Annotated in this window: 18 protein-coding genes and 1 pseudogene; 6 read left to right on the forward strand and 13 right to left on the reverse strand. The window is 63.5% G+C overall.

Features of this window, described 5'->3' with window-relative positions; all coding sequences use genetic code 11:
- Positions 1 to 347: 347 nt before the first annotated feature.
- Both P3T24_RS09015 and P3T24_RS09020 read left to right on the forward strand, forming a co-directional pair.
- Positions 348 to 479, forward strand: a pseudogene (locus P3T24_RS09015) (ESPR-type extended signal peptide-containing protein); the annotation flags it as partial.
- A 222-nt stretch (positions 480 to 701) separates the two neighbouring features.
- Positions 702 to 2630, forward strand: coding sequence for a YadA family autotransporter adhesin (locus P3T24_RS09020; protein ID WP_429434294.1), 1929 nt, complete (start codon positions 702 to 704; stop codon positions 2628 to 2630).
- A 400-nt stretch (positions 2631 to 3030) separates the two neighbouring features.
- On the opposite strand, the gene hrpA is transcribed toward P3T24_RS09020, so the two are convergent.
- Complete coding sequence (gene hrpA / locus P3T24_RS09025; protein ID WP_429433892.1) at positions 3031 to 7509, reverse strand: ATP-dependent RNA helicase HrpA; 4479 nt, start codon at positions 7507 to 7509, stop codon at positions 3031 to 3033.
- Positions 7510 to 7532: 23 nt separating this feature from the next.
- Between hrpA and argA the strand changes: the two genes are divergently transcribed.
- The 3 genes from argA to proP all read left to right on the forward strand — a co-directional run bounded on the left by argA (position 7533) and on the right by proP (position 11492).
- Complete coding sequence (gene argA / locus P3T24_RS09030) at positions 7533 to 8921, forward strand: amino-acid N-acetyltransferase (protein ID WP_074264118.1); 1389 nt, start codon at positions 7533 to 7535, stop codon at positions 8919 to 8921.
- Positions 8922 to 9001: 80 nt separating this feature from the next.
- Positions 9002 to 9277 (forward strand): oxidative damage protection protein, encoded by a 276-nt coding sequence (locus tag P3T24_RS09035; RefSeq protein ID WP_074264117.1) that lies wholly within the window; start codon positions 9002 to 9004, stop codon positions 9275 to 9277.
- A gap of 709 nt (positions 9278 to 9986) precedes the next feature.
- Positions 9987 to 11492 (forward strand): glycine betaine/L-proline transporter ProP, encoded by a 1506-nt coding sequence (gene proP / locus P3T24_RS09040; protein WP_429433894.1) that lies wholly within the window; start codon positions 9987 to 9989, stop codon positions 11490 to 11492.
- Here the strand turns inward: proP and P3T24_RS09045 are convergent.
- From P3T24_RS09045 to P3T24_RS09075, 7 genes are all read right to left on the reverse strand, one after another.
- On the reverse strand, positions 11489 to 11965 hold the full coding sequence (locus tag P3T24_RS09045; RefSeq protein WP_429433897.1) for a metallophosphoesterase family protein: 477 nt from the start codon (positions 11963 to 11965) through the stop codon (positions 11489 to 11491). The genes proP and P3T24_RS09045 overlap by 4 nt on opposite strands.
- A gap of 121 nt (positions 11966 to 12086) precedes the next feature.
- Positions 12087 to 13490 carry an FAD-containing oxidoreductase gene (locus tag P3T24_RS09050; RefSeq protein WP_429433900.1) on the reverse strand — a complete coding sequence of 468 codons (1404 nt, stop codon included), beginning with the start codon at positions 13488 to 13490 and terminating at the stop codon, positions 12087 to 12089.
- 207 nt (positions 13491 to 13697) lie between these two features.
- Positions 13698 to 13892: a hypothetical protein gene (locus P3T24_RS09055; protein ID WP_074264114.1), complete on the reverse strand. Its 195-nt coding sequence runs from the start codon at positions 13890 to 13892 to the stop codon at positions 13698 to 13700.
- Between the two features lie 288 nt (positions 13893 to 14180).
- Positions 14181 to 14795, reverse strand: a complete 615-nt coding sequence (locus P3T24_RS09060) for a glutathione S-transferase family protein (protein WP_429433902.1) — start codon at positions 14793 to 14795, stop codon at positions 14181 to 14183.
- A gap of 152 nt (positions 14796 to 14947) precedes the next feature.
- Complete coding sequence (locus P3T24_RS09065) at positions 14948 to 17269, reverse strand: putative bifunctional diguanylate cyclase/phosphodiesterase (RefSeq protein WP_429404441.1); 2322 nt, start codon at positions 17267 to 17269, stop codon at positions 14948 to 14950.
- A gap of 109 nt (positions 17270 to 17378) precedes the next feature.
- Positions 17379 to 18365: a 2,3,4,5-tetrahydropyridine-2,6-dicarboxylate N-succinyltransferase gene (gene dapD, locus P3T24_RS09070; protein WP_429433904.1), complete on the reverse strand. Its 987-nt coding sequence runs from the start codon at positions 18363 to 18365 to the stop codon at positions 17379 to 17381.
- Positions 18366 to 18500: 135 nt separating this feature from the next.
- A complete protein-coding gene (locus tag P3T24_RS09075) occupies positions 18501 to 19232 on the reverse strand; it encodes an SH3 domain-containing protein (RefSeq protein WP_429433907.1) in 732 nt (243 codons plus the stop codon).
- Positions 19233 to 19449: 217 nt separating this feature from the next.
- Here P3T24_RS09075 and P3T24_RS09080 point away from each other — a divergent pair, with 217 nt between their 5' ends.
- Positions 19450 to 20247 (forward strand): lysozyme inhibitor LprI family protein, encoded by a 798-nt coding sequence (locus tag P3T24_RS09080; protein ID WP_429433909.1) that lies wholly within the window; start codon positions 19450 to 19452, stop codon positions 20245 to 20247.
- A gap of 77 nt (positions 20248 to 20324) precedes the next feature.
- On the opposite strand, the gene P3T24_RS09085 is transcribed toward P3T24_RS09080, so the two are convergent.
- From P3T24_RS09085 to P3T24_RS09105, 5 genes are all read right to left on the reverse strand, one after another.
- Positions 20325 to 21860 (reverse strand): chemotaxis protein CheW, encoded by a 1536-nt coding sequence (locus P3T24_RS09085; protein ID WP_429433912.1) that lies wholly within the window; start codon positions 21858 to 21860, stop codon positions 20325 to 20327.
- A gap of 14 nt (positions 21861 to 21874) precedes the next feature.
- Entirely contained in the window at positions 21875 to 22351 is a 477-nt protein-coding gene (locus tag P3T24_RS09090) for a chemotaxis protein CheD (protein WP_429433915.1), read from the reverse strand.
- Positions 22348 to 23175 (reverse strand): CheR family methyltransferase, encoded by an 828-nt coding sequence (locus P3T24_RS09095; RefSeq protein ID WP_429433918.1) that lies wholly within the window; start codon positions 23173 to 23175, stop codon positions 22348 to 22350. The genes P3T24_RS09090 and P3T24_RS09095 overlap by 4 nt, the downstream gene beginning before the upstream one ends.
- A 13-nt stretch (positions 23176 to 23188) precedes the next feature.
- Entirely contained in the window at positions 23189 to 24886 is a 1698-nt protein-coding gene (locus P3T24_RS09100) for a methyl-accepting chemotaxis protein (RefSeq protein WP_254368811.1), read from the reverse strand.
- Between the two features lie 372 nt (positions 24887 to 25258).
- Positions 25259 to 26839: a serine hydrolase domain-containing protein gene (locus tag P3T24_RS09105; RefSeq protein WP_429433921.1), complete on the reverse strand. Its 1581-nt coding sequence runs from the start codon at positions 26837 to 26839 to the stop codon at positions 25259 to 25261.
- Positions 26840 to 26905: the final 66 nt, after the last annotated feature.

The following is a 26905-nucleotide window of genomic DNA, read 5'->3' on the forward strand; positions in this document are numbered from 1 at the left end:
TCCGCCAAGCCTCTTGGCGGACCTTTTGCATGTCCGATGCAGCCGTAGCACCGTTCAGTGCAACGCCCTTAGTGAAATGCATGTGGCATTCGCACTAGTCGGCGCAGCGACGTACAACGAATGGCGGATGCCATCGTCGTATCCAACTTGTTTCCTGTCTCAAAGCATGCCCCTCCCAATAAGACTTTTGAGACTAGTCTGATATTCGCCCTACACACCGATCCCTAAGATTGGATCTGTTGCACGAACAGTCACGTCTTAACGGCGATGCTTCAGGACAACCGAAATGTCGATGCAGATCCGTGGCGCATGCAACGCACTTCCGTAACTACATCATTGGGAATGTCATGAATCGCATCTATTGCATCGTTAAAAACGCCATCGCCGGCCACACAGCTGTCGCATCGGAACTGGCCAAGGGCCGAGGAAAGAAGTCGCGAAGCTCTAAAGTTTTAGCTGCCGCACTCTTGATGGCGGGCGGTGGGCTCGCTTCAACCGCACACGCTGGAGCATTGGATGGTGGCAATACGGTGCCTTTTTCCGGAGACGTTGCCTACGGATCTGGCGCTACAGTTACTGGCGGGAACGGAGCCAGCACGCGTTCCATTGCAATCGGATCAAACGCCAAAGCCGATAATTCTGCGAACATCGGAAGCGGTTCGATCTCGATTGGCGGCGATTCGAGCGCAAGTAGCGGCGGCGTGGTGGTTGGCGGACTATCAACTGCTTCGACACGCGCAACAGCGATAGGGGGCTGGTCCACCGCGAGTGGTAACGCCTCGACCTCGTTTGGTTACTATTCGACCGCGTCGGCAGACTCGTCTAGCGCCATTGGTGCGCGCTCTGCCGCCACGGCAGTAAACTCGGTAGCACTGGGCGCTAGCTCGACGACTACGGCGGATCTAACGGCAGCGGGTTACAACCCGGGCAACAGCTCGCTGTCGGGTACGGCTTCGACAGCGAACGGCGAAGTGTCGGTCGGCTCGGCAGGCAAGGAACGTCGTGTGACGAACGTGGCAGCCGGCTCGGCCGCCACGGATGCAGTGAACGTGAGTCAGTTGCAGTCGGAAGACGCGAAAGTCAATGCCGACGGTACGGCAACCGCAGCGGCGCTGGGCGGCGGTGCGAGCTATGACGCAAGCACGGGCACGATCAGCGCCCCAAGCTACACCGTCACCAACGCAGACGGCACAACCAGCACGGTCAACACCGTCGGCGACGCAGTCAGCAACCTCGACGGCCGCGTAGCGGGCAACACGAAAGACATCGCCACGCTGAACACCAACGTAAGCAACATCACGAACCAGTTGAACAAAGGCGAAGTCGGCCTCGTGCAACAAGATGCGTCAACTGGCAACATCACGGTGGCCAAGGGTCTGAACGGCAACACCGTCGACTTCACGAATGCGCAAGGCAGCTCGCGTGTTCTGACCGGTGTGTCGGCAGGTGCGGTCAACGCAACGAGCGTCGACGCGGTCAACGGCTCGCAACTGTTCAACGCAAGCGCTTCGACAGCCAGCGCGATGGGCGGCGGCTCGACCGTCAACCCCGATGGCACGATCACCGCTCCGTCATACGTGGTCAACGGTCAAACTGTGCACAACGCGGGCGATGCGATCTCGAATCTCGACACCGAAGTGACGAACGTTGCTGGCCGCATGGACAGCATCACCAACGAGATCAACAACGGCACTCTCGGCCTGGTGCAGCAGGACAGCGCGACCGGCAACATTACGGTTGCCAGCGCAACCAACGGCCAACTGGTGAACTTCACCGGCACCCAAGGCGCGCGAGTGCTGACCGGTGTGGCCAACGGCGCGGTCAACAGCACGAGCCTCGATGCGGTCAACGGTAGCCAGCTGTACGCGGTGCAGGATAACCTCCAGCAACAGATCAGCGGCATCACCACGCAAATGACGAGCATCGATTCTCGCGTCACAGAGATTACCGTGAACAACGCAAGCAACGGCTCGGCGACAGGCGACAACAGCACGGCAACCGGTGCAAACTCGACGGCCTCCGGCAGCGACAGCACCGCAACCGGCGCGAACTCCAGCGCCTCCGGCAACAACAGCACCGCCGACGGCGCAGGCTCAATGGCCTCGGGCGACAACAGCACGGCAATGGGTCATCACGCCAAGGCAACGGGCAACAACTCCGTAGCGATCGGCGCCGACTCAGTCGCAGACCGCGATAACACGGTGTCCATGGGCTCAGCAGGTCACGAGCGTCAGATCACCAACGTTGCAGCCGGCACGGAAGATACCGACGCCGTCAACCTCGGCCAGATGAACTCGGCGCTGCACGCTGCCGTCGGCGATCTGCCCGCAGGCATGTCGGCGAAGGACTATACCGACCAGCAAGTGAATGCCGTGCAAGACTCGGTGAATCAGGTCGCGAAGAACGCCTACGCCGGTATCGCCGCAGCAATGGCCATGCCGAACATGACGCCGTCGGGTCCGGGCAAGACGATTGTGGCTGGCGGAGCTGGCGCGTACAAGAACGGCTCGGCACTGGCTGTCGGTGTCACCCACCGTTCGATGAACGGCAAATGGCTCGTGAACGGCGCAGTGTCGGCCACCTCGACGGGTGATGCAGGTGTGCGCGCTCAAGTAGGCTACGAGTTCTAAATGTAGACGTTGGCAGGATGCAGGGAAAACGCCGGCAGTAATCGCGATTCCCCTGCATCGGACTACTAAATTTAAAAGGCGGGTTGCTGGATTCAGCAACCCGCCTTTTTTCATCCTGGGAAGCCGTCGCTCGATCCATCGAACATTTTTTTAAGAATTTACTTATACCGACACTTCGCCGTCTCGCCGGACAATGACAACAGTCATCGCAGGTGCCCGGTAATACGAGCAGCGAGTGGATGCAGGTCTGGGCGATCTGCATCTTTTGCGCGACACCGATTCCCAAGGGATCGATGTCGCGCTTTTTTATGCTCACGGCGAACGGAGCAACAGCACAACGGCATTCCGTGCGAGCGATTAAAGAATCGCCCCCAGGTCAAGCATCCGCAGCTCAAACCCCTCACCGCTGCATCGACTCCCACACCTTGTACAGCCGCTTCACCGACACCGGCATCGGCGTACGCAGCTCCTGCGCAAACAGCGAGATCCGCAACTCCTCCAGCAGCCAGCGGAATTCCAGCAATCGCGCGTCCATGACACCACCACGCTGCGCCAGCGCGCGCTGATAGTTCTGCAGCAGCGGATGCAACTCGGCAAACTGCCGCGCGTCGCGGGACGGGTCGGCTTTGAGCTTGTCGATACGCAGCACGATCCCCTTCAGATAGCGCGGAAAGTGCGCAAGCTGCGCATATGGCGTATCGATCACGAAGCGTTTGCCGATCAGCGCATCGAGTTGGCCTAGCATGTCCGCATGGGCCGCCGCAAACGGCTTCGCCTGCGCCAGCTTCTTGGTAACGCTCGCGTATTCGCTGAGAATTTGCCCCACCAGCCGGGCAATTTCCTGCGCGAGCAGGGTCAGGCGGCTGCGTCCTTCATCGCGTCGCGTATGGAATGCGACATCGTCGGCGGGCAATGGGTCCTGCAGACAGGCGCGATCGAGCGCGGTATCCACCAACTGGTCGCGCAACTCTTCCTGCGTGCCGCGCGGCATGAACTGCATCGCCATCTCACGCAGGCCTGGGAGATTCTTCTCCAGATACTTGATCGGCTCCTTCAATTGCAGCGCGAACAATCGCCGCAACCCCGCGCGGTGAATCCGCGCGGCTTCGTCCGGCGAATCGAACACCTCGACATCGCAATGCGTCCCGCGATCGACGAGCGCTGGATAGCCGAACAACGTCTGCCCGCCGCGGCGGATTTCCAGCAACTCGGGAAGCTTGCCGAAGTTCCAGGTCGTCAGGTTCTCGTAGAGCGCGGTCGTCGTCGGCGTTTCTGACGAAGCGGTCTGCGGCACCGGTACGCCACCTGGCCCGCGCGAAGCGCGACCCGCTCCCTTCTCGCGTGACCCTGCACCCGCGACACCCACGCCACCCGCAATACCTGCCGCACCGCCCGGCCCGCGCGCGTTACCGCCTTGCCCGAATCCCGGTCCTGCCTCTCGTCCCCGTCCATCACCGCTATCAGCGGCCGCTCCACCTCCCACGCCACTCGCCCCGGCCAGCGCCACGCCCGCTGCCCCGGAAGCAATCTTCTGAAAATGCTGCTGCGCCTGACCACCGAGCTCCGCGCGCAGTTGCGCGAGATTGCGTCCCATCGCGAGCTGCCGCCCGTGCTCATCCACGACCTTGAAGTTCATGAACAGATGCGCAGCCAGAGTCTCAAGCTTGAAATCAGACTGCTTCATCGCGACCTGCGTCTGCTCGCGAACGTCCGCAATCAGCGACTCCAACAAACCACCCGCTCCGAAACGCGGCCCACCGTTGCGATCCACAAACCCCGCGGCGTATTCGGGCAACGGCACGCAATGCCGCCGCAACTTTTGCGGCAGCGACTTCAGCAGCAGTTGCGTCTTTTCCTTCAGCATGCCGGGCACGAGCCATTCGCAGCGCCGCGCATCCACCTGGTTCAGCGCGTAAAGCGGCACGGCAAGCGTCACGCCATCGCGTGGCGAACCGGGCTCGAAGTGATAAGTCAGCGCCATCTCGACGCCCGACATCGTCATCCGCTTCGGGAACAGGTCCGTCGTAACCCCAGCCGCCTCGTGACGCATCAGATCGTCACGCGACAGATACAGCAGGCGCAGCTTGTCTTCCGGCTGCCCGCTCTTCTTCAATTCATCGCGATACCAGCGTTCGAATGACGCGCCCGTGTAGATCCCGCGCGGCAACGCCTGATCGTAGAACGCGTAAATCAGTTCATCGTCGACCAGCACATCCTGGCGGCGCGATTTGTGTTCGAGCTGCTCGATATCGGCAAGCAGCTTGCGGTTGTGTGCGAAGAAGGCGAGCTTGGTATCGAATTCGCCTTCCACCAGCGCGCCGCGGATAAACAATTCACGCGCCCGTGCCGGGTCCTGCTTGCCGAAACTCACCCGCCGCCGGTGATAAATCGGCAGACCGTACAGCACGGCCCGCTCAAAGGCCGACACCTGCGCCGCGCGCTTTTCCCAATGCGGCTCGGAGAGCGATTTCTTCAGCAAATGCGCGCCGATCTGCTCGATCCACTCCGGCTCGATCCTTGCGATACAACGCGCGTAAAGCCGGCTCGTTTCGACCAGTTCCGCAGCCATCACCCAGCGCCCGGCTTTCTTCACCAGCGCCGAACCCGGCCACAGATAAAACTTAATGGTGCGTGCGCCGAGGTAGTAAGGCTCGTCGTCCGCCTTCAAACCGATATTGCCAAGCAGCCCCGTCAACAGCGCAAGGTGAATCTGCTCGAACGTGGCCTCGGCTTCGTTGATGCGCCAGCCGTGCTCGCGCACCACCGTCAGCAATTGCGAATGAACGTCGCGCCATTCGCGCAACCGCAGTTGCGACAAGAAATTGGCACGACACTCGTCATGCAACTGCCGGTTCGACTTCTTGTGCGCGATGGCCTCGTCGAACCAGTTCCAGATCTTGAGCCACTGCAGAAATTCAGAACGCTCGTCGGCAAAGCGACGGTGCGCCTGATCGGCCTGCTCCTGCGCCTCGATCGGCCGGTCGCGCGGATCCTGCACCGACAGTGCGCTCGCGATGATCAGCACTTCGCGCAGCGCCTGCTGGTCACGCGCAGCGAGAATCATGCGCCCGACGCGCGGATCGAGCGGCAAGCGCGCGAGTTCGCGGCCGAGCGGCGTGAGTTCGTTATCGTCGTCGACCGCGCCGAGCTCGTTCAGCAATTGATACCCATCGGCAATCGCGCGGCCGGGCGGCGGTTCGATGAACGGGAAGGTTTCGATCGCGGTGAGGTGCAGCGACTTCATCCGCAGAATCACGGACGCCAGCGACGACCGCAAAATCTCCGGATCGGTGAAGCGCACACGAGACTGGAAATCGGTCTCCTCGTAGAGGCGGATGCACACGCCATCGGCGACCCGGCCGCAACGACCGGCCCGCTGATTAGCCGCCGCCTGCGAGATCGACTCCACCTGCAACTGCTCGACCTTGTTACGGTACGAGTAGCGCTTCACGCGAGCCAAACCCGTATCGACGACGTAGCGAATCCCCGGCACGGTCAGCGAAGTTTCCGCGACGTTGGTGGCCAGCACGATGCGCCGCGCGTTCGAGGACCGGAACACGCGCTCCTGCTCCGCCGCCGACAACCGCGCGAACAGCGGCAAAATTTCCGTATGCGGCGGATGATGCTTGCGCAGCGCCTCGGCGGCATCGCGAATCTCGCGCTCGCCTGGCAGGAACACCAGCACGTCACCGGGACCTTCGCGGCACAGTTCATCCACGGCGTCGATGATGGCGTCCATCAGATCGCGATCGGTCTCGCGCTGCGTTTTGGGCCGCTCGCGCGACGAAGAAGACGACGATGACGAAGACGACGAGGAACCTTCCGCGGACTTCACCGCCGGACTGTCTTCCGCCACCGCGCGATAACGCACCTCGACCGGATAGAGCCGCCCGCTCACCTCGATCACCGGCGCGGGCTTGTCTTCCGTGCCGAAGTGGCGCGCAAAACGATCCGCATCGATGGTGGCCGAGGTGACGATCAGCTTCAGATCCGGCCGCTTCGGCAAAACTTCACGCAAATAGCCGAGCAGAAAATCGATGTTCAGGCTGCGCTCATGCGCTTCGTCGATGATCAGCGTGTCGTAGGCCTTCAACAGCGGATCGGTCTGCGTCTCCGCCAGCAGAATACCGTCCGTCATCAGCTTGACCGACGCGCCCGGCGAGAGATTGTCGGTAAACCGCACCTTGTAGCCGACCACTTCGCCGAACGGCGTACCGAGCTCCTCGGCAATGCGCCGGCCCGTCGCCGATGCCGCAATCCGGCGCGGCTGCGTATGGCCGATCAGGCCCGAGCCGCCCGCACCGAGTCCGCGTCCGAGCTCAAGACAGATTTTCGGCAACTGCGTGGTCTTACCCGAGCCAGTCTCGCCGCAGACGATCACCACCTGGTTGTTTGCAATCGCCCGCGCGATTTCCTCGCGTCGGCCGGAAACCGGCAGCGCTTCGGGGAAGGTGATAGGCGGAATCGGATTGGGCTCGACTATCCGCGCGGCGCGCGGCAGACGTGGCGCCCGCGGTTCGCGCTCGCCATCAGCGCCACGCGTAGGGCCGGCCGTGTTTTGCGCATCCCGAGGCGTATTGCGCCCCCGCTGATCCGGCCCCTGGCCCGCACCCGTTTGACGGCGAGCGTCATCACGCGGGCGTTGCCCTTGAGCCGGCTTCGATGACGCTTTCGGGTCAACGCCGTGCTCGCGACGCGGCTCACGTGACTGCTGCCCTGCCTGCGGCGACTTTTGCGTCGTCTGCGGTTGCTGCTTCACGCCGCCAGCGGGCCGCGCGCGCGCCCTTCCCTCGCCGTGCGACTCGCGCGATGGGTCTGATCCGGCGCCTTGCGCCGTTTTCTCGTTCGCCGAAGCGGGACTTTTGGGTACATTCGACATGGGGGCGCATTATAATCCCGGGCATGAATTCCCAAACCGACCTCGTCCCCACGCCCGCGAGCGCTCCGGCCACGTCCGGCGCCACGGAATCCGACTCGCAACACGCGCAATTCGTCGACTGGATGCGTTCGGTTGCCCCGTACATTCACGCGTTCCGCAACAAGACGTTCGTCGTCGGGTTCGGCGGCGAAGTGGTGCATCAAGGGCTACTGAACGCGCTGGTGTCGGACATCGCGCTGCTGCAGGCCATGGGCATCCAGATCGTGCTCGTCCACGGCTCGCGACCGCAGGTCGAAGAGCAGATGAGCCTGCACGGTGTGGAGTCCGAGTTTTCGCACGGCATGCGCATCACCGACGCGCGCGCGCTCGAATCCGCGAAGGAAGCGGCCGGCGAAGTGCGTCTGGACATCGAGGCGGCGATCAGCCAGGGCTTGCCGAACACGCCGATGGCGCACGCACACATCAGCGTGGTGTCCGGCAACTTCGTGACGGCGCGGCCGGTCGGCATTCTGGACGGGGTGGACTTCGCCCACACGGGCGTGGTGCGCAAGATCGACGCGGATTCGATTCGCCATTCTCTCGCCAGCCGCAAGCTCGTGCTGCTCTCGCCGCTCGGCTTCTCGCCCACCGGCGAGGCCTTCAATCTGGCCATGGAAGATGTGGCCTCGGCGGCCGCCATTGCGCTGCGCGCCGACAAGATCGTGTTCCTGACCGAGACGCCCGGCCTGATGCAGGATGGCGAAGACGGTACAGAACTGATGCGCGAACTGTCGCTCGACGACGCCTACAAGCTGCATGAAAGCGGCGAAGTCACCGGCGACGCCGGCTTCTATCTGAAGCACTGCATCCGCGCCTGCCGTGGCGGCGTGGCGCGGGCACACATCATCCCCTACGCGCTCGACGGCAGTCTGCTGCTCGAACTGTTCCTGCACGATGGCGTGGGCACGATGATCTCGTACGAGAACCTCGAAAGCCTGCGCGAAGCGACGCCGGACGACGTCGGCGGCATTCTCGCGCTGATCGAACCGCTGGAGTCGGACGGCACGCTCGTGCGGCGCGACCGCCACCAGATCGAACGCGACATCGACCACTTCTCGGTGATCGAGCACGATGGCGTGCTGTTCGGCTGCGCGGCGCTTTATCCCTACACGCAGGAACGCATCGGCGAAATGGCGTGCCTCACAGTCGCACCGGAAGCGCAAGGCACTGGCGACGGCGAGCGGCTTCTGAAGCGCATCGAGCAACGCGCTCGCGCGCGCGGTCTCACGCGCATTTTCGTGCTGACGACGCGCACCGAACACTGGTTCCTGAAACGCGGCTTTGTGAAGGCAACGGTCGACGACCTGCCGGAAGATCGCCGCCGCCTTTATAACTGGCAGCGCAAGTCGCTCGTGCTGATGAAACAGCTCTGAGCGGCCCCATATAAAGCGACTGCCAAAAAAAACGCAACAGCGCGCAATAGCGTCCCCACCGATTAAAGGAGAAGCACAGCATGGCTCGTATGGTTCAATGCGCGAAGCTCGGCAAGGAAGCCGAAGGCCTCGATTTCCCGCCGCTGCCGGGCGAACTCGGCAAGCGGATCTACGAAAGCATTTCGAAAGAAGCCTGGCAGGCGTGGCTCAAGCAACAGACCATGCTGATCAACGAAAACCGCCTGAACATGGCCGATCCGCGTGCGCGCCAGTATCTGATGAAGCAGACCGAGAAGTTCTTCTTCGGCGAAGGCGCCGATCAGGCTACGGGTTACGTGCCGCCGTCGCAAAGCTGAGCTGGTCCGATCTGATCTGACCTGTTCGGCGCTCGCAGGGTCGCGAATCGGCCGCCCTCGCTGACACCGTTTGAAGAAAAATCCGCGCCGCGTGCGCGGATTTTTTTCGCCCATTCGACTCGAAACCGACCACTTATCGGGCCGCTATCCGAGCCCGAAACCAGCTGCTTTTAAGCCCCCGTTTCAAATTCTCACACTCGCCCGAATCCCCCGTCCCGCAAGGGATTCGGCGCCCTCGGACACCCTCCCGCCGGCCACACCGTTTGCACGATCCTCTGTCATCGTGCTATTATGTGCGTCGTTCCAACAGTAATTCACCATCATTCGCATTCAATCTCCGTGCGGCGCCGTGCGCATCGCACTCCGGATTGAGCAGTTTTTATACAAGAAGGCTTGTCGGTCACGTCGCGGGATTTTCGCGGTCATCACCGGCCTTTTTCGTGCCAGGCCTTTCAGCGGCGCCCCGCCGGTTTCGAACCGCGCGAGCGTCCTCATGCATCTGCCCCCCTTCCACGGCCACGCAGATGCAAAACAATCAGCAGCACTAGAGCAGTGCAATTTCGCGACATGCGCGTAAGGGCCATGCGTGGCGCCGGCGTTTCCGTTTTCACGCCCTTGCCCACCCGTCAAGGCCGTCACCGTCGCCTCGCCCAGCTCGCGAAACTGCACTTTCCCCAGCACCCGTGGCGGAACATTCATGCGCATTTTCATGAGTTTCGTCGCAGTCATTGGAGTTTTCACCTTGACCGCTTCCAGCAACGGCTTCTGGCGACACAAAAACCAGGAACAACGTCTCACCCTCGACGACATCACCGTCGTCGATAAATCCCTTCTCAAACGTGCCGTCGGCGCCATGGCACTCGGCAACGCCATGGAGTGGTTCGACTTTGGTGTGTATAGCTACATCGCCGTCACGCTCGGCCAGGTGTTCTTCCCGTCGAGCAATCCGTCCGCGCAGTTGATCGCGACCTTCGGCACGTTCGCCGCAGCGTTCCTCGTGCGTCCGATCGGCGGCATGGTGTTCGGCCCGCTCGGCGACCGCATCGGCCGCCAGCGCGTGCTCGCCATGACGATGATCATGATGGCCGCCGGCACCTTCGCGATCGGTCTGATTCCGAGCTATTCGTCGATCGGCATCTTCGCCCCCGTGTTACTGCTCGTCGCGCGGCTGGTGCAGGGCTTCTCCACCGGCGGCGAATACGGCGGCGCGGCGACCTTCATCGCCGAGTTCTCCACCGACAAGCGCCGTGGCTTCATGGGCAGCTTCCTCGAGTTCGGCACGCTGATCGGCTACGTGCTCGGCGCAGGGACCGTCGCATTGCTCACCGCCACGCTGTCGCATGAAGCGCTGCTGTCATGGGGCTGGCGTGTGCCGTTCCTGATCGCAGGGCCGTTGGGACTGGTGGGCTTGTACATCCGGATGAAGCTCGAAGAAACGCCCGCATTCAAAAAGCAGGCCGAAGCACGCGAAGCGGAAGACAAGGCGCTGCCCAAACAGAGCCTGCGCGACCTGCTCGCCCGCCAATGGAAGGCGCTGTTGCTGTGCGTCGGCCTCGTGCTGATCTTCAACGTGACCGACTACATGGCGCTATCGTATCTGCCGAGCTATCTGTCCTCGACGCTGCATTTCAACGAAACGCATGGCCTCTTTCTCGTGCTGCTCGTGATGGTGCTGATGATGCCGATGACGCTGTTCGCCGGCCGCCTGTCCGACACGATCGGCCGCAAGCCGGTGATGCTGTTCGGCTGCGTCGGTCTGTTCGCGCTGTCGATTCCGGCCCTGCTGCTGATCCGCATGGGCGCGGTGCTGCCGGTGTTTAGCGGCCTGCTGATTCTCGGTGTGCTGCTGTCGTGCTTCACGGGCGTGATGCCGTCGGCGCTGCCGGCGCTCTTCCCCACCCGCATCCGCTACGGTGCGCTCGCGATCGGCTTCAATATCTCGGTGTCGCTGTTCGGCGGCACAACGCCGCTCGTCGCCGCGTGGCTTGTCGACCGCACCGGCAATCTGATGATGCCCGCGTACTACCTGATGGCGGCATCGCTGATCGGGATCGTCTCGGTGCTCGCCTTGCGCGAAACCGCGCGCCGGCCGCTGCTCGGCTCGGGTCCGTGCGTCGGCACGCGTGCTGAAGCGCACGCCGTGCTGCGCGGCGAACGCGCGGCGGAGGAGATGGGCGAAGAGAACTACGCGTCGGGAGCTACGGCGCGAGCCTAAAGCAACGAGTGCCACGTGGCCGTGGCACTCGCGCCCTCCACTACCAGCAGACCCGCCGACACCGGCAGTTTGAAACGTCGCGGCCCGGCACTGCCCGGGTTCACGAACAGCACGCCGTCGCGCTCCTCGATCAGCGGTTTGTGTGAATGCCCGGTGACGACGACGCCAATTCCCTCGCTGCGCATATCCCCATCGAGATCGTCGATGTCGTGCACGATCCGGATTTTCACTTGCTGCACGGTGAGCGTAGCGTGCGTCGGCAACGCGCGAGCCCAGTCGCCGATGTCGTTGTTGCCGCGTACTGCCGTGACGGGAGCGACGCGTTCGAGTGCATCGAGAACCGCCTGCTCGCAGATATCACCGGCATGAATGATGGCGTCGCATCCGGCCAGATGCTGCAGGGCTTCCGGACGCACGAGATTATGCGTGTCGGAGATCAAGCCGATGCGAGTCGGCGAGGAGTATGCAGTCATATAGATGTCAGTCCTTCCCTGGCCACGGGTTGCTGGCCAGTCTCCGCGGCCCGCGTCTCTGATGCGAGGTAAGCGTCATTACTCAATCCGGTGACAGGCAAGTCCAATAGTCCGATGCGCACTACTTCACCGGCTTAAGCGGCTTCAGCCCATCGAGCAACGTCGGCACCAGTTCGCTGATGGTCGGATGAATATGCATCGCATATTGCAACGTCGGATACGGCGCGCCGGCCGTCATGATGTCGATGAATGTATGCAGCGCTTCATCGCCCTCAATGCCGAGAATCGCCGCGCCGATAATCTGTTTTGTCTGAGCATCCACCAGCACCTTCATGAAGCCGTCGGTCTCACCGCGTTCACGCGCGCGGCCGACCCGCGTCATCGGCATGGTCGCGATCAGGGCATCGCGGCCAGAAGCGCGCACTTCGGTTTCGGAAAGACCGACCCTCGCAAGCGGCGGATCGACAAACACCGCATACGTCATGATGCGGGTATCGGCCGTGCGCGAGCCGCCGTCGAACAGATTGGCCGCGACGATCTGATAGTCGTCATAGGACGTGTGCGTGAACGCGCCGCGGCCGTTGACGTCGCCGATGGCCCACACCCCCGGCACCTTGGTGCGCAACTCACCGTCCACGGGAATCATGCCGTGCCGGTCGGTTTCGAGGCCGGCGGTCGCGAGACCGAGGTCATCGGTATTCGGCCTGCGGCCGGTGGCGAACAGCAGATGCGACGCCTCCACGGCAGACCCCGAACCCTCGAGGACCACGCGCACGCCGTCGCCGGCTAGCGGCTCGACGCGCTGCGGCTCACCGCCAAAGCGAAACTCGATGCCTTCGCGCGCCAGCACTTTCTGCACGTTGTTTGCAAGGTCAGCGTCCTCGCGAGCCAGCACGCGCTCGCCGCGCACGAGCACGGTCACGCGGCTGCCGAAACGGCGAAACACCTGGGCGAATTCGAGCGCGATATAACTGCCGCCGACAATCACCAGATGCTCCGGCAATTCGGTCAACTCGAGCAGCGTGGAGTTGGTGTAGTAGCGGATTCGATCAATGCCGTCGAGCGGCGGCACCACCGCGCGCGTGCCGGTGTTGATAAATATCTCGTCGGCCTGCAGTTCATCGACGATCTGCCCATCCGACCCACTGATGCTCAAGCTATGCGGCCCGGTAAACCGGGCATGCCCGTTGAACACGGTGACATTCTCCGCGCCGCGCAGCCATTTTTCGACGCCGTTGCGCGACTCGCCGATGATCCGGTCCTTGCGCGCCTTGACTTGCGCCAGATCGACCGTAACCGGTCCCGCGACATGCACGCCATACTCGCCGGCGTGACGCGCCACGTGGGCCGCGCGAGCACTCGCGACATAACTCTTGGTGGGTGTACATCCGACATTCACACAGGTGCCGCCGAACGCGCCGCGCTCGATCACGGCTGTCTTGCGGCCGCTTTTACCAAGACGCACTGCGAGCGGCGAACCGCCCTGTCCTGTACCGATCACGACTGCGTCGAAATGCTGAGGCATGGCATGTCTCCCGAGGGCTGATAGCAGGCTTGTGCCATCTTACGCCAAGGCTCGTGGGAAACTGTCGCTGAGGTCTTCGAGGTGCCGCAGGGGGCGAACTGCCGTCGGCTAACACCGGGCCGCGTGGGCCGTGACGAAGTGGGGGCGTGAAAACGAAGAAACGAGGTGCTGCGTCTGTAACTGCGCCGCCGGCGCAATAAATTGCGCTCAGCAGTGGCAGTGACCGTGATGCGCGCAGATCAGTTCACGCGAGCGTTGCAACGCCGCGCGGGCGCCCTTCGTGGCCATCAGCAGGCCCACCTGGCTCAGGTTGAAATCCTGCGCCACCATCATTTGCATTAACGCCACCATCGGCAGGATCACCGATGGGTGGTACAACTGTCTTTCGATCAAGGCTCGCATATCTGCTCCCACTGCGTCTCGCCGCTTCGGCGCGACGTTACTTTACGTTTCGATGGTGGGATTCTAAGGATCGGCGACCTGTGGATAAAGAGCCGGAAAGCGAAGTCACTTGTTGCGGAAACCGAACAATCTGCGCTACGGCCGGAAAGCGCCGCCAGTGGGGCTTGCAGCCGCTTTGCGACATGCCCGAAGTATGCTGCGCATGCGGGCTATCGGGCCGATAGCCCCACCAGCCTCCACGCGAGGCAAAAGGTTATTCGACCGGCGCGCGCGGATCGCGGCGCCGGTTCATTCCAGCGGCGCGCCGATAAACTCCGGCAACGCTTCCGCGCGTTCGGAGAACGCGGCCAGCGCCGGATAGCGCGCCGCATCCACAGCGCCCGGCAGCATGAACTGCGTGAACCGCCATGCGACTGCCACCGTGATATCCGGCTGCATCATACGGTCCCCTAACAGCCAGCCTTCATGACCGGCCACGCGCGCCTCGAGCAGACCATATGCGGCGTGCATCTGCTTCTGCACCCGCTCGAGCCACGGCGCGTGCTGCAATGCCTCGGGCCGCAGCTGGCGCTCGTAGACTTCCTGCATGGTCTTTTCGGTGGCAGCGAGCGCGAGCCCGATCACGCTCAGCGCACGCAGCCGCGCGCCGGGCTCCTCCGGCATCAGACGGTACGCGGGCGCGACCTTGTGGTCGATGTGATCGAGGATCAACGTCGAATCGATCAGCATCGTGCCGTCGTCTTCGAAGAGGGTCGGTGCTTTGACAATCGGATTGAGCTGTGCAAACTCGTCGAAGTGACGAAACACCGACACGTGGCGGTGCTCGAAGGGCAAGCCAAGCACGGCCAGCGAAATCGCGACGCGACGCACATATGGGGAGTCCAGCACGCCAATCAATAGCATTCGTCGCCTCTTGGGAACAGATGGAAGGAATGCATGACTTTAGACGAAGCGGCAGGTGACAGGTAACCAAGCGAGGTAACCAAGCGGTAACCGGGCAACAACAAACCGCCGACGCATCGCCGCCGCGATGCTACGTGGTCCCCGGCAAGCGCTTATTCCGCCTGCTGCTGTGCGCTCGCCCCGCCGGCCAGCCTGCGCGTGTCCGTCAGGCTGCGGGCATAGGCGCCGGCCGCCATCGGCCGGCTGAACAGATAGCCTTGCTGCTTGTCGCAATCGATCGAGCGCAGGAACGACGACTGCGCCGTCGTCTCCACCCCTTCGGCCGTCACGTCCATGCCGAGAGAATGCGCCATCGCCACCACGGCCTGGGTAATCGCAATCGAATCGCGATGGTCCGGCAAGCCCGCGACAAACGAACGGTCGATCTTGAGGTTATGCAACGGGAAACGCTTCAGATACGACAGCGAGGAATAACCGGTGCCGAAGTCGTCGACGGAGATCTTCACGCCCATATTGCTGAGCGCGGTCAGAATCGGCAGCACAGTTTCACTGTCGTTCATCAGCAGGCGCTCGGTAATCTCCAGCTCCAGCGCATCGGGCCCAAGGCCGCAACGCGCAAGACAGCGTTCGATGCGTTCCGCCAGGCCCTCGCTCACCTGACGCGGCGACAGGTTCACGGCAATCACGAGATCCGGCGCGAGGGTGCGCCGCCATTGCGCCACCTGCTCGCACGCATGTTCGAGCACCCAGTTGCCGATCGCGACAATCAGCCCGGTATCCTCCGCGACGGGGATGAACTCCACCGGCGACACATCGCCCAGTTCGCGGTTGTACCAGCGCAGCAGCGCTTCCGCGCCGACCGTGCGGCCGTTCCGGCTGTCGACGATCGGCTGGTACACGAGACTCAGCTCGCCCGCCGCGAGCGCGCGGCGCAGCAACTGCTCGATCGCAAAGCGCCGTTGCAGGTGCTTGTTCAGATCGGCGGTGAAGAACTGGAAGTTGTTGCGGCCGCGCTGCTTGGCCGAATACATCGCCGAGTCGGCATTGCGCATCAGCGTGGGCACATCCTGGCCGTCTTCGGGGAAGAGACTGATGCCGATCGACGCGCCCAGGTAGTATTCGTTGCCCGCCACCGCGAACGGCACGGCCACCGTTTCAAGTATGCGGCGCGCGAATGCGATCAGCGTCTCGGTGTTCTCATACGAGCTCACGACGATCACGAACTCGTCGCCGCCCACCCGCGCCAGCGTGTCCTGTTCCTTGACGCAGGAAGCCAGACGATGCGCGACGCTGCACAACAGCGTGTCGCCCGCCTCGTGGCCCGCGGTGTCGTTGACCTTCTTGAAACCGTCGAGGTCGACGAACAGCACCGCGACGCGCGCCAGCTCGGTGTCCAGCCCCGCCGGCTCGAACAGGTCGCGCATCCGGTCGGCCAGATAGGCGCGGTTGTAGAGCCCCGTGAGCGAATCGCGCGTCGCCAGATATTTGAGCTGCTGCTGGGCCTTGCGCACCGGGCCGATATCGGTGAACGAAATCAGCACTGAACCCAGCTCGCGCTCGCCAGGCTTCACGATGGGCACCACGTTCACCGTGATCCAGATGATTTCGTCGTCCGCGAGCTCCACACCGATCGTCTGGCCGAGCAGCGGTTTGCCGCTTGCCAGCACGCGCACCGTCGGGCGGTCGGTCTGGGCGATCGGCGTGCCGTCCTCATGGAAGCTGCGCCGCATGACTGTCTGGATGTCCTGGCCAATCAGCTCGCTTCCCGCGTGCAGCATGCGCAGCGCGCTAGGGTTGCAGGCGAGCACCACTCCGTCGCGCGTCTGCACGACGATGCCTTCGTTCAGGTGATTGACGACAAGGCGGTGGTGCTCCTCGCTTTGCGCCAGGCGCCGCGCCATCGCGTCCTGATGCACGGCGAGGCCGACGCTGCGGCCGATATCGCGCAGCATGGCCTCCTCGTCGGCAACCGGCCGGCGCGGCGTGCGATAGTAGACGGCAAACGCGCCCAGCACCTGGCCCGCGTCGTTTTCGAACGGAATCGACCAGCACGAACGCAAGCCATGCGGCAAGGCGAGCTGCTTGAAGTCCACCCACAGCGGATCGGTCTCGATGTCCTCGACCACTACCAGGCGCCGCAGAAACATGGCGGTGCCGCACGAGCCCACCTGCGGGCCGATGGCAACCCCGTTCAGCGCCTCGGTGTACTCCTTCGGCAGCGACGGCGCACCGCCGGAACGCGTGTGGATGCCGTCGGCATCGAGCAGCAGGATCGTGCAGGATGCGTCCTCGCCGAGCAAGGCTTCCGCGCGGCGGCACACCTCGTCGAGCAGTTCGGGCAGCGGCGTGTTGCGCGTGATCAGCCGCAATACGCTGCGCTCGGACGCGAGCAGGCGCTCCGCCAGCCCCGTCGAATAGCGGGCGCTGTCAGACTCTGCTCCAACCGTGTCACCTGGTGTCACCTGGCAAGTCATAATCGAGCCCCCTAACCCGACATCGGCAGGATGGGACCGCTAGCGCACTGGGGTTTACGCCAGGAACAGTGGCGTAAACCGTCGGCCGCGCCGTATCCGCTGCGCTCGCCTAGTTATGCGTGTGCAAGTCCGGATTCAGTTGTCCCCACGTCTTGGTGCGCGAGATGGCCTCGACCGCCCCGCTCTGCGAATTACGGCGGAACAGCCACCCCGGCTGCCCCGACAGCTCGGCCGCCTTGACCACCGCGCCGTCCGGCAAGCTGACCCGGGTGCCCGCCGTGATGTAGCAGCCGGCTTCGACCACGCAGTCGTCGCCAAGCGAAATGCCGATCCCCGCGTTGGCGCCCAGCAGGCAGCGCTTGCCCACCGATACGACTTGCGTGCCGCCGCCCGAGAGCGTGCCCATGATCGACGCGCCGCCGCCGATATCGCTGTGATCGTCGACCACCACGCCTGAACTGATGCGGCCTTCGACCATAGACGCGCCAAGGGTCCCCGCATTGAAATTGCAGAAGCCTTCGTGCATGACCGTGGTGCCTGGGGCGAGATAGGCACCGAGCCTGACCCGGTCCACGTTGGCGATACGCACGCCCGCGGGCACGACGTAGTCAGTCATGCGCGGGAATTTGTCGATGCCGGTGACTTCGAACGTGGTGCGCGCGGCCCGCGCCTTCAGGCGCACCTGTGCGACCGATTCCACGGTGCAGGGACCAAACGAGGTCCATGCGACATTGGCAAGCAATCCGAACAGACCGTTCAGATTGGCCTCATGCGGGCGGATCAGCCGGTGGCTGAGCAGATGCAGGCGCAGATAGACGTCGTGTGCATCGAGCGGCGGCTCGGCGAGCGAGGCAATCGCCGTGCGCACGCCGATCACCTCGACGCCGCGTCGCTCGTCGGGGCCGACGCAATTCGCGGCGGCGTCGCCGATCGCCCGCGACACTTCCTCGTGCGATAGCCGCGCCGTGCCGCCTGCGAGCGGCCCTTCCGCCAGTTCAGGCTCGGGAAACCAGCTATCGAGGACGGTGCCGTCGGCGGCCACTGTCGCCAGGCCCACCGCCGATGCGCCACAAGTCTTGTGTTCAGCCACTGCCATCGCTCCCTGTCCTTGTTGAGATCTGTACGGGCTTTATGCCGCCTGAGCCTTGCGGCGCGGCGGGTTCGCCTTGCCCGCGGCCTGACGTGTTCACCTTAGGCGGTCACGCGGCGGCGTACTCCCTGGTTGCCCCGTCTAACCGCCGCCTGGCGGCCGTCCGCCTTGTCCGCCGCCACCTGGAGGGCGTGAACCCTGTCCACCGCCCCCACCACCCGGCGGGCGCCCACCCCCGCCACCCGGTGGCTTGCCGCCGCCGGGAGGCCGACCGCCGCCGCCCGGAGGCTGTCCACCAGGGGGACGTCCACCCGCACCCGGCGGCGGACCGCCCGGCGGGCGGCCACCCACGTTGCCCGGCGGGCGACCGCCTGGAGGCCGGCCGCCGGGACCACCGGGACCACCGGGGCCACCTGGAGGCCTGCCAGGCGGACGTCCCGCATCCGGGCGCGGCGGTCGTGGCGGAGGACGATGCGCCCAGCGCGACTGATCCCGGTACCACGGCCGGCCACGATAATAGTTGCCCCAATATGTCCCGATCGAGAACGTCACGATCGGCAAGCCGATCGCGTTTCCATAGCCCAGCACGGGGACCGGGTTGCCTTGATAAGGATAGTTGAGCCGTCCCGCATAAACCCAGCCGCGCAGATTGGGCGTCGCGACATCGCACCAGCTGTAGCCGGCGACACACCCCATCACCGTGACCGGCAAACCACCCGGCAATTGCGAGACGACCGGGTAGTCCCGTGCGGGACCGGCCCGAAGGTTCACTGAGCTATTGGTGACGGCTTGCGCCTGCGCGAACGCAGCGGCGGGCACGAGCAACAGGGCGGTCAATCCTGCATAACAGCACTGCACCAACTGTCTTCGCATTGCGGCCTCCTCTGGCGGGGCGGTTTCGATTGTCGCTGCGTCTGGATGTCACTGTGTAAGCAAGCGTACCGCATCCCGATGAAGGTCGCAGGTCATTCGCGGGCTGATAGCAACATTTGGTAAGAAGTTTGCGAACTCGTCCTTATTTTGAGGTCTGGCCGTTTCCAACTCAGCCGATCATTCATCGCATTACCGACCCTGCTCTGTCCGGACTGCCATGAAGATCTTCCGAACCACCGTTTTCGCGAGCCTGCTGCTCACCCACCTGCCGGCCCATGCGACCAGCTTCGATTGCAACAAGGGCCGTTCGATCACGGAACAACTGATCTGCCACAGAGCGGATCTATCGAAGCTCGACGACGTGCTTGGCAAGCTGTACTGGCAAGCGCGGCGCTCCGTCTCCAATCCCAGGGCGTTCCGCGCCGACAGCGACAGCAAATGGGCCTGGCGGGAAGCGAACTGCAGCGATGAGGAATGCCTGAAAACCTGGTACACCGGACGCATCCAGGAACTGCAGCTTTTGTTGACGAGCCTGCAGCAGGAACCCTCGAGCCAGCCGGATAAGTCCGCACATCCGGCCACGCCGGCGCCGCGCCTGAACGAAGGGCCGCGCGATGCGGGACGGCGCGCGATCGCCCATGCTCAACCGGACGCGGGAACGGGTGAAACTGCGTTGGGCGCCACTGCGCCGGCCGGCGTTCCCGTGGCTGGCACGGCGGCGAGCGGCACCCCTGCGGCTGACGCCGCGCCCAGCGACGCTCCGCGGCACACCACGCAGCCGGGCAGTACCCCGCTGGCAGGCACTCCGATAGGCGGCGGCCAGCTCGCGCACGCACCCGCATACCCATTGGCGCTCCAATGCACCGCAGCCAATCCGGGCGTAACGTGGCACGACCAGTGTGCGACCGTCCTGAAGCAGGACACGCGCTGGCAATATCCGCCCCACAGCGGCGACTGGTTCTGCGGCGTGGCGACGGTCGAACAGTCTCCAGCAGAACCGGTGGCGCAGCAGTAAGTACGGCGGTCGCGGCGCTCGCGTCAGATTAGCCGGACCGCACGGTCAACGGCCGGCGTGACTGTCCGCCCGCCCCGTCACACCTCCGCCTCAACCGCGACCCGTTCGCACAGCGTCGCCAGGTCGATCAGCATCAAGGTGCCACGGCCTGGCAATTCGACCGCCTCGGTCATGCCGTTGCCCCAGCCGTTGGCTAGCTGGCGCGTCAGCATGGGCGGCACCGGAATCCGGCTGGCGGCTTCAATGGTGACGATATTGTCGACCGCGTCGACCACGAGGCCGTACTTCTCGCCGCGATGCTCGACGATCAGGATCTTTGCCTGCGCGAGATCGTCGTACGGCGGCATGCCGTACATCGCGCGCACATCCACCACCGTCAACAGTTCGCGGCGCAGATGCAGCACACCGCGCACATACGGCGGCGCGCCAGGCGTCACCACGACCTCGCTGGAATAATCAATCACCTCGCGCAACTGGCCAATGCGCACGCCTAGCAGATGACCGAGCCGGAACGTCACGTAGGTCTCGCGCGGGCCACGTCCGGCGTTTCCGCCTTTCCCATGGCCGCCACCTGAAGCGCCGCCCGCCTGGGTCCTGTCGCGATACAGATCGCGATGACCCCGGGCCACGGCGGTAATGCGCTCGTGGCTGCAGAGCGCTTCCGGATTCAACAGGATGATGCTGTCGCGCCCGTCGTTGCCAAGACAGCCCGCAAACAACGCCACATGGCGACGGCTATAAGCGGGCATCACGAGCAATTCGTCGTCGCGATAGCCGACGATGCTGCGCACCTCGTCGACCATCAGGCCGACATGCAGCTCCTGATGATTCAGCACGACAATGCGCCGCTCGTCCGTGGATGCGGCTGTGACAACGCCCGATGCCGCCGCGTCCTCACGCTCGAGTCCCATGAAGCGGGCAAAGTCGATCACCGGGACGGTCGTGCCGCGCAGGTTCAGCATGCCGATGCAGATCTCATCCGCGAGCGGCGACGGATGCATGGCGGGCACGCGGATAATCTCCTGAATCGCCGCCATCGGCAGCGCCAGATGCGCCTCGCCGACGCGAAACGACACGGTCTGTCGACGCTGTGCCTGCTGCGCGCGCCGCTCGGGCGCCGCGCTGCGGTGATGCAGATGCGGTACGTCCGGCAACCCGAGCAGCGCAGCAGCCGAGAGGATCTGCAAGATCCGCTCGCCGCCGTCGAGCTTCAGCGCACCGCAAATCACAGCCGGGCTCTGCTGCGCCGGATCCGCGCGGTCGAAGGCGATCTTCTGCGCCGCCGGCACGCGCAGGATTTCGCCGGTGGTGTCGAACCGCAACCCCACCCGCACGTCGCCGAGTTCGACGATCGCGATCTTGGTGACGCTGCTTGCGGCTTCCTCGGGCAGATGCAGCAACTGACGCAGGTCGACGATCGGAATCAGCGTGCCACGCAAGTTGAAAATACCGAGCAGATGGCGCGGCGCCAGCGGCACCGGTGTGACAGCTGCCGGGTAGTTGACCACCTCCTGCAGGTCAGCAACCGGCAGCGCCAGTTCGGTCTCGCCGAGGTGAAAGGAGCCGAACAGTTCAACAGCGGAACTGCCGGCGGACGTTGCGTTGATATCCATGACGAGGACCCCGTTCAGAGAGTGCGGGTGATTTTTTTCACAACGAACGCATGCTGCCGGCAATCGATCAGCAGTTGCCGGCCGCATTCGCCGCCGACATCCTCGTGCACGACACGCACACCGAGTCCTTCGAGCAGGGTCTGCGCCGTACGTACGTTCTGCTCGCCGATCGGCGCATGAGTGGGACGGCGCGCGTAATGCACCATGTTCGCGCCACCCGCCAACACGGCCTCCAGCGCGCCATGCGAGGCGCGCTGCACCTGCATCAGGCTCAGCAGCGACGGAATCGCCTGCGTAACGTATTTCGCGCCGATGCCCTCCGGCCGCACGGCCGCATCGGGCAGCAGGCAGTGCGCGAGTCCGTAGATACCACGCTCGCGCCACAACAGCCCAATGCCGACACACGAGCCGAGCGTCGCACGCAACACGTCATGTCCATTGCCGATGCCAATGGCGCACATATGCACCTGAATCTCGCGCGCATCGGTCACGGACGAACCTCATTGCGATAGATAAGCGGCTGTTCGAAGGCGAATCCCATGTCGAAGCGGCTCAACGATTCGGATTCCCCAACAATCAGCACTCCATCCGGAGCCATCGCGCGTCGCACGTTTTCGAGCACCACCTGTTGGCCAGCAGCGTCGAAATAGATCAGCACGTTGCGCAACAGCGTGACGTCCATCGTGCCGATGTCGCGTGCCGCCTCGTGCAGATTGTGTTTGCGGAACGTCACGTTCGCGCGCAACGCCGGGTCGGCCACGAAACCATCGTCCGCAGCGCTGAAGTACCTGGCCAGCAGGTCGGGATGGGTTTGCCCGAGCCCCTCGATGCTGCGGCCCTGGTAGCGCGCCGCGGCAGCCTTGCGCAGAATCGCGTCACCGATATCGGTAGCGAGAATCCGGTAGCGAAACGCCGGATGCCGTCCGCGAAACTCTTCGCACAGCATCGCCACCGTATAGGCTTCCTCGCCGCTCGAAGCTGCCGCCGACCACACCCGCAAAGGCGTGCCGCCGTGCGTCTCGAACCAGCGCGGCAGAAACTGCCCGGCGAAATATTCCCAGATGCGCGGCGTGCGAAAAAACGAGGTTTCGTTGGTCGTCACCAGGTCGATGAAATCGCGGACCTCTTCGGGCTTCGCCTCCAGCACATGCAGATAGTCCCGGTAACCGGGCAGTGCCAGCTCGCGCACCCGCCGGCGCAAGCGGCCTTCCAGCAGGGCCCACTTGCGCTCGCTCATGGCGATGCCGGTATGCCGCCGAACCTGATCGAAGAAGGCCCGGCGGGTCGCCTGATCGACCTCGCGCTCGTTATCCAAGGCGGCCCCCGCGTCAGACGACGAAGCGTGTGACGGTCTGATCGAGCGTTTCCGCGCCCTGCATCAGCGTGGCGCTGGCCCGCGCAATCGTGTCGCAGGCGCTGGCGGACTTCTCGGTTTCTTCGGCCACCTGCTGGATCGCGGCACTAACCTCGCGGGCGGCGATCAACTGCTCGTCCGCGCCGCAGGAAATCTCCGAAATGGCGTGTGTCGTGCGGCTCACACCGTTGACGATCTTGTCGAAGGCTTCGCCGGCCTGCTTCGAGATTTCGCTGCCCTGAGCGACCCGTTTGACCGATTCGTTGATCAGCTTCGAGATTTCCTTGGTCGCCTGCGACGAGCGCTCGGCGAGCTTGCGCACCTCGTCGGCCACTACGGAAAAGCCGAGCCCATGTTCGCCCGCACGCGCTGCCTCGATAGCCGCGTTGAACGCGAGCAGATTGGTCTGGCTGGCAATCTCGCCGATCACCTTGATGATCTCGCTGATATCTTCGGATGACTTATTGATCAGCTCCATCGCTTCGATCGAGCGGGTAATCGCCTTCGCGCCGCGCTCCGCTTCCTGCTGGGTATCTTTAGCAAGGTTGTCGGCGCTGCGCGAGTTGTCGGCGATCGAATTGATCGATGCGGTCAGTTCTTCGATCGACGCGTTCATCTCCTCGACAGTTGCGCCAAGCAACTGCGCGCCGCTCGCCACCGTGTTGGCACGCCCCGCGATATCCTGCGACGAGGCGGTGAAGCCGCCGGCCGAATCGACCACCTTGCCTATCACGCCGCGCAGATCGTCCATCATCCGCTTGATGCCGCTCGCAAGCTGGTCGATAGGCTCGGTGCCGGCCACTTCGACGCTGCCCGTCAGGTCCCCCGCGGCGGCCTTGCTGACCACCTGCAGGAGCGCCTCGACCTTGCGTTGATCGCTTTGCGCGCGGCGCCGGATCTGCTCTTCCAGCGCGACCTGGGCCGTCACGTCGGTCGCGAACTTGATCACCTTGCAGAGTCGCCCGCCGACATCGAAAATCGGGTTGTAGGTAGCCTGAATCCACACTGCACGGCCGCCCTTGCCCACGCGCTTATAGCGGCCTGCATCGAATTCGCCGCGGTTCAGTTTCGCCCAGAAATCGCGGTATTCCGCGCTCGCGGTATACGCCTCTTCGCAGAACATGCGGTGGTGCTTGCCCTGGATCTCATCGAGCCGGTAGCCGAGCGTATCGAGGAAGTTCTGGTTGGCCGAGAGCACGTTGCCCGAGAGATCGAATTCGATCACAGCCTGGGCGCGATCGACCGCGCGCACCTTGCCTTCGTATTCGGCATTCTGCTGGCGCGCCGCGGTGATATCCGTGGCGAACTTGATGACCTTGTAGGGCTTGCCGGCGGCATCGAACACCGGGTTATACGAGGCGTTGATCCAGATTTCGCGGCCGCCGCGGCCCACGCGCTGATACTCGCCCTGATCGAACTCGCCGCGGGCGAGCTTCTCCCAGAACAGACGATAGGCGGCACTGTCCGCGTAAGCGGCCTCGCAAAACATGCGGTGATGCTGGCCACGAATCTCGTCGAGCGTGTAGCCCACGGTCTTCAGGAAGTTGTCGTTGGCGTGCAGAACGATGCCGTGCAGGTCGAACTCGATGACGGCCTGAACACGATTTAGCGCGGCGCTGACCGCGCTGAGTTCGTTCATTTCCAGGTGCCGCTCAGGCGTTGAATGTTCCACTTCGTTCTCCTCGTTGAACGGGCGAAAAAAACAAAACACGCCGACGCTCCTCTCTCGGGGAGGGAGTCCGGTCATGCTTTCTCTCAGGAATATATTTAGTGTGCCGTGCCAGAGAAGCGCCTCCCTGCAGGCGATCTTAAGGTCGCCGCCCATGCGCTTCACTAGCACCGCATCCGGTATATCGGCAGGAAAAGATGCCAGCTTTATATCGGATTAACCCTGAATTTGCGAAACGTGAAGTTTTTTTGCTTTTGTTCCGCTGCAATCGTTTGCGGGCACGTTTGAGGCAAACGACCAGGTCCGAAGAGTGGCTTTGAAAGCGGTGACGTGGTATTGCGCGGAAATTCCGCGTTGTGCGGTTTGGAAACGCGTTTACAAGCCGTTCGCTCGCGCCTGGTCGTCGAGAGTGCCGGTGACATCGTCGTGACGCAACGCGCCGCTGTTGATATTCACTTCACGTTTGAAGACGACCTCTCGCCCCGAAAACTCGCAGACGACCGTATCGCGGAAGGCCGTTTCCGCAAAGATCCACGTCATCTGCAGGCGCGCCGGATCGAGCCAGCAGGCGCGTGCCACCACCGGGCTGCCCAGCAGGCGATACCCATGGTGCAGATCGCGGCCGGGCATCTCGTTGGGGCCTTCAATCCAGCGCCCGAAGCCGGCAACGATCGTATGTTCGCCATCCGCATCGGACAAGCGCAACGTGCATTCGCGCTCGCTGAACTCCAGTTGCAATGTCTGGATGCCCTGCGCATTCGGCTGCATCGTGAAGCGCATTTTCTCCGTACGAGCACGCGAAGTACCGCCTGAATGCGCATCCGGACCAGCGAGCAGATACGGCGCTTTCCATGCTACCGGCGCATCTTCCCGTTGCCATTCGACAAGCCGTGCCTTGAGTCGCGCATCCGCGGCGTGACCCGCAACGGGACCATCGCGGAAGACTTCACGGAACGCGGCCGGAAAGTAACGATCCACATAAGGCATGAGCTTCCCGCTCCCCTTGATCGCACCGGTCACTGCGAGCGTGACACCGTGCGCGGGAAATACCAGCGCCATCTGCACAAATTTTCCGATCGCGCTGTACATACCGTCTGGGCGCGTCCACCAGTGATATCCATAGCGTCCTGATTCGACGTGTGAACGGGTCGCGTTCGCCACCCACTGCTCCGGAAGCAGCCGCTTGCCTTCCCAGATGCCGCCCTGTGCATGCAGGATGCCGAGTTTGAGCAGGTCGACGGTTTTGGCCGTGAGTCCGTTGCCGCCAGGATTGATGCCATCAGGGCCGATGTCCCACGTTTCACCCGTGATACCCAAAGGTTCGAGCAGCCTCGGCTTAAGGTAATCGTGCAGCGTTTGTCCCGTTACGCGACTCAATACCGCCGACAACATATAACTGGCCGCGCTCGTGTACAGGAACGATCCGCCCGGCTGCTCAACGATAGGGATCCTGAAGAATGCTTCGATCCAGCTCGTTCCCAGCACGCGCCATTGTGCGCCCGAGGTCTCGCCGGCGTGACCCACACGCATGGTGAGCAGGTCTTCGAGCGTCAGGGCCGCGAGCCGGTCGCTCATGACCGCGGGAAGCGCGTCCGGGAAAAACGACACCACCTTGTCGTCAAGGCCGAAGCGTTTTTCTTCCAGCGCGAGGCCGATCGCGCAAGCGGTAAAGCTTTTGGCAACCGAATGCAGGTTACGCGGCCGGTCCGCGCGATACGGCCAGCGCCATGCCTCCACCACCACTTTGCCGTTACGGTGGATCATCAACGAATGCAAGTCGAGTTCCGCTGCTTCGACGGCGTCGAGAAATGCAATGACGGCGTCCGCGTCCACGCCCATCGTCGATGGCTCTGCGCGGCTCAAGCCATCCGCGTACGCGCCTTGCTGAGCGCCATGACGGGCATCGCCCGCGCCGGCTGAAGCCGCTACGCCCCGATCAAGAAGAGAGTCTGACATTTTGTCTACCGATTGCATTGGGCCGTTGAAACATCGCGAGGACACCGATGGGACATTTCGAGCGAA

Source organism: Paraburkholderia sp. GAS33, assembly GCF_050436645.1.
Taxonomy (GTDB): Bacteria; Pseudomonadota; Gammaproteobacteria; order Burkholderiales; family Burkholderiaceae; genus Paraburkholderia; species Paraburkholderia phenazinium_B.